At 70.4% G+C, this 9,818-nt stretch carries 7 protein-coding genes; 2 read left to right on the top strand and 5 right to left on the bottom strand.

The features are described from left to right. Nucleotides 1-648: hypothetical protein (locus D7X74_RS34490; protein ID WP_120537248.1), on the top strand; the 648-nt coding region annotated here is incomplete at its 5' end. Between the two features lie 19 nt (nucleotides 649-667). On the opposite strand, the gene D7X74_RS34485 is transcribed toward D7X74_RS34490, so the two are convergent. Together D7X74_RS34485 and D7X74_RS34480 are read right to left on the bottom strand one after the other, a co-directional pair. Further along, the gene (locus D7X74_RS34485; RefSeq protein ID WP_120537245.1) at nucleotides 668-1,075 is read right to left on the bottom strand and encodes a hypothetical protein; all 408 of its coding nucleotides are present in this window, start codon (nucleotides 1,073-1,075) and stop codon (nucleotides 668-670) included. 173 nt (nucleotides 1,076-1,248) lie between these two features. Further along, nucleotides 1,249-2,112 (bottom strand): helix-turn-helix domain-containing protein, encoded by an 864-nt coding sequence (locus D7X74_RS34480; protein ID WP_120537244.1) that lies wholly within the window; start codon nucleotides 2,110-2,112, stop codon nucleotides 1,249-1,251. A gap of 36 nt (nucleotides 2,113-2,148) precedes the next feature. On the opposite strand from D7X74_RS34480, the gene D7X74_RS34475 reads away from it, so the two are divergent. After that, complete coding sequence (locus D7X74_RS34475; RefSeq protein ID WP_120537243.1) at nucleotides 2,149-3,270, top strand: putative glycolipid-binding domain-containing protein; 1,122 nt, start codon at nucleotides 2,149-2,151, stop codon at nucleotides 3,268-3,270. 11 nt (nucleotides 3,271-3,281) lie between these two features. On the opposite strand, the gene D7X74_RS34470 is transcribed toward D7X74_RS34475, so the two are convergent. From D7X74_RS34470 to D7X74_RS34460, 3 genes are all read right to left on the bottom strand, one after another. Then, on the bottom strand, nucleotides 3,282-5,240 hold the full coding sequence (locus D7X74_RS34470; protein WP_199741964.1) for a 4-alpha-glucanotransferase: 1,959 nt from the start codon (nucleotides 5,238-5,240) through the stop codon (nucleotides 3,282-3,284). A gap of 72 nt (nucleotides 5,241-5,312) precedes the next feature. Continuing rightward, a complete protein-coding gene (locus D7X74_RS34465) occupies nucleotides 5,313-8,495 on the bottom strand; it encodes an efflux RND transporter permease subunit (RefSeq protein WP_120537246.1) in 3,183 nt (1,060 codons plus the stop codon). A gap of 39 nt (nucleotides 8,496-8,534) precedes the next feature. Further along, nucleotides 8,535-9,794 carry an efflux RND transporter periplasmic adaptor subunit gene (locus tag D7X74_RS34460; RefSeq protein ID WP_120537242.1) on the bottom strand — a complete coding sequence of 420 codons (1,260 nt, stop codon included), beginning with the start codon at nucleotides 9,792-9,794 and terminating at the stop codon, nucleotides 8,535-8,537. Between the last annotated feature and the right edge of the window lie 24 nt (nucleotides 9,795-9,818).

Raw genomic sequence — 9,818 nt, 5'->3', positions numbered from 1 at the left:
CAGCAGGAGCCGCCGACGGTGCCCATGGACGTCCCGGCCGTGCCCGCGCCCACCAACACCGTGCCCCGGGAAGGTTCCGCTCCCACCACCGCGACGCCGCCCGTGGAGCGCGTCCTGGACACGGGCAGCGCGCAGGGCACGGGCGGCAAGGCCAGCGCCCCGGTGGACGCGGGCAGCGCCCCGGCGGATGCGGGCAGCGCCCTGGCCGTGGACGCCACGTGGACGCTGGAGGCGGTGGAGAAGAAGCGCAGCGAGCCCCCCTCCGTCACGATGAGCTCGGTGCGCACCGGCACGCACGAGGGCTACGACCGCACGGTGTTCGAGTTCGCAGGACCCCGCCTGCCGGGCTACCAGGTGTCGTACGTGAAGACGCCGGTGCAGGACTGCGGCTCGGGGGACGACGTGCCGGTGCCGGGCAAGGCCGCGCTCCAGGTGCGCTTCACCCGGGCGCAGGCGCACAACGAGCAGGGCCAGGCCACGGTGGCGCAGCGCACCTTCAAGCCCGCGCTGCCGTCGGTGCTGGAGCTGGCGCGCCTGTGCGCCTTCGAGGGCGAGGTGACGTGGGTGCTGGGCACCACGCGCAAGGCGCCGTTCCGCGTGCTGGAGCTGACCCAGCCCACGCGCCTCGTGCTGGACGTCCAGCACTGAGGCGACGGGCAGGACGCCCCTAATGCCTCGGCGGTAGCGCGCGCTTCCTCGCCACGAGGTCGCGCGCGTCCCGCTCCGAGTCCGCGAAGTCCACCTCCACCATCCACCGGCCGGTGAAGTAGAGCGCCAGCATCAGCGCCTTGGCCCCCGCGAGCTGTCGCGCGCCCGTGCCGACGTAGATGTGGCCCCGGAACCACTCCTCCTTCGAGTGCGCCACCAGCAGCTCGCGCGCCTCCTTCTCGAGGAGCGAATTCGACACGTCGGAGATGAGGAACACCGGCTGCGTGGAGGCCACCTCCTGGTACACCTCCAGCACCTTCTGGCAGTCCTCCAGCTTCGAGGGCCCGTTGAACTTCATCACCAACAGGTCCGGCTCCTCGAAGTGCGCGTGATGCGCTCCGAAGTTCCACTCACGACGATTCGCCACGCGGTCCCCCCGCTTGAAGCCTTACTTCAACAGGCTTAGCCCTGATAACGATTCCAACAGGGATTTCAAGGCAAGGATTCCAATTCGAGACGCTTTCAATTCCTCTCACAGTGAAGTCGAACGGCCCTGGAGTGACATTGGACCCCTGACGTCGGGTCATCAATGACAGCCGCTCAACCAGGCCCGAGGCGCGCCCCGGCGCGATAGGCGGAAGGCGTGACGCCGAACCGGGCACCGAAGCGGCGGACGAACTCGGAGAGGTCGCCGAAGCCACAGGCGAACGCGATGTCCGCGATGCGGTCGTGGGACGTGCGCAGGCGTTCGGCGGCGAGCCCCAGGCGGCGGCCGAGGACGTAGCTGTAAGGGCTTTCCCCTATCACCTTGCGGAAGGTGCGCAGGAAGTGGTGCCGACCCATGCCCAGCCCCTCGGCCAAGGTGCCGAGTGAGAGGGGTTCGACGAGCCGGGCCTCCATCGTTCGAACGGCCTCCGCCATGCGGCGCTCATCGCGTGTGCTCACGGAGCGTGGGGTGCCCGCCTCCACCCCGCGCAGCGCCGCACCCGCCATCCGCAAGACCAGCTCCTCCGCGCTCCGCGCCCCCGGCGAGGCAGCCAGCGCCTGGACGTCCGCGATGAGCGGCGCGAGGCGCTGAAGCGGGGGCAGCCGGTGGGAGGCAAAGCCCGTTCGCGTCACGCCCGACAGGTCCCCCGCCACCTCTTCCAGCAGCGCGGGGGCCAGGTGGAAGGCGACACACCGGTCGCCCACGCCATGCTCATGGCCGCAGCAGAAGGAGGCCTTGGGCTCGCCAAGCAACAGCGAGCCGGGCGTCAGCAGCACGCGTCCGTGCTTCGAGCGGTAGGTGAAGCTCCCCTCCAGGACGGCGGAGACGGACACCCAGGCGTGCTCCTCCTCGAAGACGGGGTCCCGGGGACCGGAGCGGCAGACGACCTCGCTCACCCGCCACCCCTCGCCAGAGGCCAACAGGCGCGCCCTCACCCGGTCAACAATCCCCAAGTCGTCCGGGGCCCGGCGCTTCATGCTCCCAACCCTCTCAATTGACTGACGGGGTGGAGCATGGCGACGCAAGGAACAACTGTCACGCGTGAGGTCATCTGGCGACGCGTGATGGATGAGCTCGGTTTCGAGCAGGCGCGGGTGAAGCGGGACCAGGAGGGGGTGGAGCTCTCCGGAGTGATCCTCGTCGCGGAGCAGGGGGCACCGCTGCGGGTGGACTATTCGGTCGTCTGCGACCCCGCGTGGCGGACGCGCCGTGTAGCCGTGACGCAGTCCTGGCGCGGCGCCCGTCAGCACCTCACGCTGGAGCACGACGGCGCGGGGCGGTGGCTGCGGGACGGGCGCGCCGTGGAGGCGTTGGAGGGCTGCACGGACGTGGACCTGGGCCTGAGTCCTTCCACCAACGCGCTGCCCATCGGACGGCTCCAGCTCGCCGAGGGCGCCACCGCGGAGATCCGAGTGGCGTGGGTGCGCTTCCCTTCGCTGGACGTCACCCCCGCGCGCCAGGGGTATGCGCGCGTGGGGCCCGCGCGCTACCGCTATGAGAGCCTGGACAGTGGCTTCAACGCGATGCTCGACGTCGATGCGGATGGGCTCCCCATCGAATACGCCGGCATCTGGCGCCGCCTGGCGGAAGGCCCCGCCGCGCCGGAGCCCACGTCCGAGCGGTTCGTGAACGCATTGGTGAGCCCGGGCCCCTCCACCGAGCTGGGCGACGCGGCCGCCACCTTCGGCTGGTTGGTGGGCGGCTGGGAAGGGACGATCCAGGACCACGACCTGGAGGGCGGCGTCCGACAAAGCGAAGGCGAGTGGTGGTTCCACTGGGTGCTGGAGGGGCGGGCCCTGCAGGACGTCTTCATCGTGCCGTCGCGACGCTCGCGCGGCTCCACGCAGGTGGAGCCGGGGGCGAACCGTCGCTACGGCACGACCGTGCGCACGTTCGACCGGGCGGGCGGGACGTGGCGCATCCTCTGGGTGAGTCCCACCGGTGGAGCCATCAACCGGCTCGACGGAGGGCGCGAGGGTGACGCCCTTGTCCTCCGGGGAGAGCACCGCGGCAGGCCCATCCGCTGGAGCTTCTCCGACATCGGGCCGGACCGATTCACCTGGCGCGGCGAGGAACAGGACAGCGCCGGGCAGTGGAAGCTCCAGTCGCGCTTCGACATGCGGCGCATCGCCTGAGCGAGAACGGTCTACGCGCCCCACCGGAGCTGGGCGGCGGCGTGGTCCAACCGCTCAAGGAGGTCCGCATGGCGGGTCCGCGCCCTGTCCCCGCCCGCGCGCAGGGCCATCGCGAGCACCTGGGGCAGGTTGAGGGCGGCGCCCGCGCGCAGGCGCTGGTGGTATTGCGAGGCCCAGTCCTGGGGAATGCGCAGCGACCAGTTGCGCGGGTCCACGGAGCCCGGGGCGTTGTACGTGTCGGGCATGCCCAGCAGGTCCGCGAAGAACACCATCACGCTGCGCGCGCGGCTGGCGAACAGGTCCGCGAACTTCGCCTGCGCGAGCAGCCCCGGCTCCCTCGCGAGCTGACGCGCGAAGTCCTCGCGGCCCTCTGCCTCCGGATGCAGCCGCTGCGCGAGGTAGTCCGCCTGGGCGCGCAGGGCGTGCTTCCACTGCCATTCCGCGACGAGCCGCCAGAGCGACTTCGTGTCGTGGTTTCCCACCATGACCCAGTCCTCGGGGGCCACGTTCTCGCTGCGGTACACGTCCGCCGGGTTGTTCAAGTCCGCCTTCTGCGTGACGCGGAAGCGACCCAGCCCGTCGCGCGCCATCACCTGGGACAGTTCGAAGGGCAGCGTGCTCAACACCTCGCACAGCACGTCCTCGCGGGCACGGCCGCGCTCACGGGCCTTGCGCACCACGGTGTCGAAGAGCAGCGCGTAGCGCTGGACCTGTTCGGGCTTCAGCCACTTCACCCAGCCATCCGCGTGACGCGGCTGCGTGCGGTCCAGTTGCTCCGCGGCGACGATGGCGTACCGGGCCAGCTCCGGGTGGTCCTTCAGGTCTGGCGACGAGAAGAGGCGTGCGCCGCCCTGCACCGCACGCAGTGGATCCGGCAGGCCCGCGCGGTACACCCAGGGACAGACGAGGCCGTGGGGATGGTCGATGCGCAGCCCGTCGTACTCGGAGAGCATCTTGCCCAGCCGAGCCTCCATGAAGCGCAGCACCGGGCCGGGCTCCGCGCCCTCCGGGGCGACGTACTGCTCCGGGTCCAGCACCGGGTAGTTCCACGGCTGGCCCTCCGGGTTGGTGCGGCTGGGCGGCGCGCCCATGAGGTACGCCCCCAGGAACAGGCCCTGCCGCGCCCAGGTGTCCCGGGGCGAGAAGCCAATCTGGAGGTCGCCGTACAGCTTGAAGCTCCACCCCGCCGCGCGCTCGCGCAGGACACCGTGCTGTTCGTGCACGAGGAACTGGCGGAAGGCGTACTGCTCCACCGCCTCCGCTTCGAGCGTCAGCAGCTCCCGGATGCGCGCTTCCGCCTGGGCCTCTTCTCCCGGCCGGGGCGCATAGAGACGTCCGTCCAGTGAATCCGCCCAGGAGCGCCAGTCATCCGGAGTGCCCTTGCGCGCACCGAGCACGTCGAACAGCGCATCCGGTTCCAGCCAGGCCCGGTGCTCCTCCCGGAACGCCGCGAAGCGCCGCTCCAACGCGTGAATGGAGGCGGGCGCATCCGCGCGGGACCTCTCCCGCAGGAACGTCTCCCAGACCTCCTGGAGCGCCAGGGACTGTGAACGACAGGCGTGGTGATAGCGGGCGTCCGGACCACCGCCTCCGGGCACTTCCGCGACGAGTCGCGCCAGCGTGTCGGCGGACAGCAGCGCGCCCCAGGGCCCGTGCGGATCCGTGAGCGGCGCGAGCGCGATGTTCAACGTGTTGCGCGAGAACAGCGTCCCGTCATACGGCGACGGGTTGTACGCGGTGGTCTGCCCCTGGGGTCCCAACTGGATGCCGGTGAAACCCATGTCCCGGGCGAAGGCGAGGAAGCGCGCGGCCCCTTCCGAGTACGGCGAGCCCCGGCCTACGTCCTCGCCTGGCAGGCCGGGGAAGCTGGGGTCGTGAAGGCTCAGGACCCAGCGGGTGACGCCCAGTGCCTCCAGGGCTTCGGTGACGAGCGAGCGATGCGAGTCGGGCAGCGGGGACAGGAGCTCCACACTCCAGACCCTATGGTCTCAAGCGGGGAGCGCCAACCGTTCCTTTGGGAGGACGCGAGGTTCCTCCGCGCATCAGTCCTGTCGGCCCTGGGGCTGGGGCCGAGGCTCCCCGCCGCCCCCGTGCACGGGCCCCGGCGCGCCGCCCTTGAACACCTTGCGCAGCTTCCGGAACAACCACGTGCGACCGTCCGAAAGAATCTCATACACCGTGGGTATCACCAGCAGCGTCAGCAGCGTGGACGTGATGACGCCGCCAATCACCGCGCGTCCCAGCGGGGCCCGGAAGTCGCCGCCCTCGCCACTTCCCAGCGCCACCGGCACCATGCCCGCGATGAGCGCCAGCGTCGTCATCATGATGGGGCGCAAGCGGATGCGCCCCGCCTGGATGAGCGCTTCGCGCAGGGGCATCCCCTTCTCGTGCTGCCACTTGGCGAAGTCGATGAGCAGGATGGCGTTCTTCGCCACGATGCCCATCAGCAGGATGACGCCGATGAGGCTCATGATGTTCAGCGTGTCCCCGGTCACCAACAGCGCCAGCACCACGCCGATGAGTGACAGCGGCAGCGACACCAGGATGGCCAGCGGATCCAGGAACGAACCGAACTGGATGACGAGGATGAGGTACATCAACATCACCGCCACGCCCAGCGCCAGGAACACCCGGCCGAACACCTCCTGCTGATCCGCCGACTCACCGCCCGTGGACAGCTCGTAGCCCGGCGGCATCCTCACGGACTGGAGCCGCGTCTGGACGTCGCGCATCACCTCCGACAGCGACCGGCCCGCGACGTTCGCCTGCACGTTGATGACCTTCTCGCGGTTCAGGTGGTCGATCTGCGCAGGGCCAATGGTCTGCGTCACCTTCGCCACCTGCCCCAGCGGCACCACGACGGGCGCGCCGGACGGCCCCGAGCCAATCACCAGCGGAAGCTGGGCCAGGTCGGAGGGGTTCTCCCGGAACTGCGGCGCAAGGCGCACCATCACGTCGCGCGTCTCGCCAATGGGGTCCACCCAGTCACCGGAATCCAGCCCCGCGAAGGCCGGCCGCAGCGACTGCGCCACCATGCCCACCGTCACGTTGAGTTGCCCCGCGACGCCCCGGTTCAGCTCCACCTCCAGCTCCGGCTTCTCACCGCGCGTGGACAACCCCACGTCCACCGCGCCCGGCACCTGCTTCACCTCCTTCATCACCTGCTGGGCCACCTGGTTGAGTCCCTTCGAATCTGGCCCGCGCAGCTCCAGTTGGATGGACTTGATGGCCCCACCGAAGCCACTGGTGAACACCGACACCGACGCGCCACCCACCGCGCGCAGCTCGTCGCGCAGCGTCTTGCCCAGCACGTCCTGGCTCGCCTTGCGCTCATCCTTCGGCTTGAGCCGCACGTACACCAGCGCCTGGTCCACGCCCGGCGAGCGCAGCGGCAGCGGCACACCGATGGTCGTGTACGTGTACGCGACCTCCGGGTGCGCGCGCGTGAGGCGGGACACCTCCTCCACCTTGCGCCGCGTGTAGTCCAGGCTGGAGCCCGCGGGCGTCTCCACCAGCATCTCGATTTCGGCGCGGTCGCTCACCGGCACGAAGCCCGCGCCGCCGAAGAGCCCCTGCATCGCCACCGCGCCCACCAGCGAACCCACCGCCAGCAGCACCATCGCCAGCCGGTGGTCCAGCGCCCACGCGATGACGCCCTTGTAGCGGTCCGCCTGCCGGTCGAACCAGTGGTTGAAGCGCGCCAGCCCCCGCGAGATGAAGTTGCGCCGCTCGCCCTTCTCCACCTGCGGGTCGGGCCAGTACGCGCTGAGCATGGGGTCCAGCGAGAAGCTGACGAACAGCGACACCAGCACGGAGATGGCGATGGTGAGCGCGAACGGCTTGAACCACTGTCCCGCGACCCCGTACATGAACGCCACCGGGACGAACACCGCCACGATGGAGAACGTCGTGGCCGCCACCGCGAGGCCAATCTCGTTCGTCCCCTCGCGCGCCGCCGTGTAGTGGTCCTTGCCCATCTCCACGTGCCGCACGATGTTCTCGCGCACCACGATGGCGTCATCGATGAGGATGCCGATGGCCAGCGTCAGGCCCAGCAGCGACATCGTGTTGAGCGTGAAGCCAAAGGCCCAGACGCTCACGAACGAGGCCAGCACGCTCACCGGCAGCGCCAGGCCGGTGATGACCGTGGAGCGCCACGAATTGAGGAACAGGAACACCACCAGCACCGTCAGGAGCGCGCCCTCAATCAACGCCTGTTGCACGTTGAGCACCGAGTTCTCCACGCGCGTGCCCGCGTCGCGGACGATCTCCAACCGCGCGTTGGCGGGCAGCCGCTGCTGGAGCGCCTTCACGCGCTCGCGCACGCCGTCCGCGACCTCCGTGGTGCTGTGGCCCTTGGACTTGATGACCTCGATGCCGACGGCCTGCGCGCCGTTGTAGAGCGACAGCGTGCGCGGCTCCTCGGTGCCGGCGAACACGTCCGCCACCTCGCCCAGCCGCAGCGTGCGCCCGTTGCGCTCCGCGATGGGCACCTGCGCGAAGTCCTCCGGCGTCGCCAGCCGGCCCTTGAGCCGGATGGTGCGCTCCTGCAGCTCGGAGTTGAGCCGGCCCACCGGCGCGGCCAGGTTCTGCGTCTCGAGCGCCGCCACCACCTGCGCCACCGACAGGCCGGCCGCCTGCAACGCCACGGGCCGCACCTGCACCGTCATCTCCCGGTCCACGCCGCCCACCACCGTGGCCTGCGCCACGCCGGGCACGGAGCGCAGATCCCCCACCACCGTGGGGTCCGCGATGAGCGTCAGCGCGGGCACGTCCAGCGCATCCGACGTGAGCACCAGCGACACGATGGGTTGGTCCGCGGGGTCGAAGCGCGTGAGGATGGGCTCCTCCATCTCCCGCGGCAGGTCCGCGCGCTTGCTGGAGATGGCGTCCCGGATGTCCTGCGACGCCTCCTGCACGTCCTTGTCGAAGTCGAAGAAGACGGTGAAGTTCGCCAGGCTGTCCGTGGAGCTGGACGTCGTCTTCTTCCCGTCGATGCCGGAGATGCTGAAGATGGCATCCTCGATGGGCTCGACGATTTCGCGCTCCACCGTGTCCGGCGATGCGCCGGGGTACGCGATGGTGACGTTGATGACCGGCTGCTGGATGTCCGGGAACTCGTCCGTCTCCAGGTTGATGAGCGCGACGAGGCCGAACACGACGAGCGCCACCATCGCCGTGATGGTGACGGTGGGGCGCTTGATGGCGAAGTCGGAGATGAACACGGACCGCTCCTGCACTGCTTCAACGGGTGGGGTGCGCGCCTACGGGGCCTTCGCGGGGGGCTGGGTCGGCGCGCTCGCGGACGTGCCCGCGGCCGGTGCCTGCGGGGGCGCACCGGACGCATTGCCCGCGCCGCCCACGCCCTGCGCTTCCTGCGGAGCTCCGGGCTTCTGCCGGCCTTCGGGCGTGGCGGAGACCTTCACGGGCGTGCCCTCCGTCAGGTCGCGCGCGGACCCGAGCAGCACCACGTCCCCGGCCTTCAACCCCGAGCGGACCTCCACCCGCTGCGCCACGTCGTCCTTCAGGCCCAGCGTCACCGCCACCTGCTCCACCCTACCGTCGGTGATGCGCTGCACGGTGGGCGGCTCCTGGCGCGTGTCCAGCGCGTCCACCGGCACCGCGAGCGCCTGCTTCGCCTGCGACGCCACGCGCCCTTCCGCGAACAGGCCCGACAGGAGCATCTGTTCGCTGTTGGGAATGCTCACGTAGATGCGCACCTGTCCTGTCGCGGGATCCACCGCCGGGTTGATGAGCGCCACCCGTCCCTGGAAGGCGCGGTCGGCGTAGCCGTTGACGCGGAAGTCCACCTGCGTGCCCACCTTCACCTGATCCAACTGCGCCGCGGGCACGGACGCCTCCAGCCGCAGCGTGGCCGGATCCACCACGGTGAAGAGCGGCGCGCCCGGCTGGACGATGTCGCCCGAGTGCACCTGCCGCTCGCTCACCACGCCCGTGAACGGAGCGGTCACCTTCGTGCGCCCCAACTGGTCCTGCGCCAGCTTCAGACGCGCCTGCGCCTCCGCGAGCTGCCCTTCCGCCTGCGTCCTGGACAACTGGGCCCGCTCGAAGTCGCGGCGGGTGATGACGCCCTTTTGGACGAGCATCCGGTTGCGCTGCTCATCCGCCTTCGCCACCTGCAAGGCACTGCGCGCCACGCGCAGGGTGGAGCTGGCCGCCAGCACCTGCTCGCGCAGCGTGCCCTCCTCCACGCGCGCCAGGAGGTCGCCCTCCTTCACCGCCTGCCCCTGGTCCGCCTTCACTTCCAGGATGCTGCCGCCCACCTCCGCCCGCACGCTCGCCACCCGCCGCGCCTGGAGCGAGCCGGAGATGATGGGGCCGCTCTGCAGTTGCGTGGGCGACACGCGCACCACGTTCTCCGGCCCCAGGGACACCACCTGGGGTGTGGTGGGCGCCGCCGCTTCTTCCGAGCGCTGTCCACACGCGGCGCCCAGCCAGAGGACCCCCAGCAGCAGGCCCACGCGCGAAGCCCGGCGTCCCGTCGTTGAATCGGCTCGTCTCACGGCCTGCCTCCCCCGCTCCGAAGC

Source organism: Corallococcus sp. CA047B (assembly GCF_003612065.1).
GTDB classification, from domain to species: Bacteria; Myxococcota; Myxococcia; order Myxococcales; family Myxococcaceae; genus Corallococcus; species Corallococcus praedator.
Note: the sequence above shows the minus strand (reverse complement) of the source record. Positions and strands in the feature narration are given on the sequence as shown.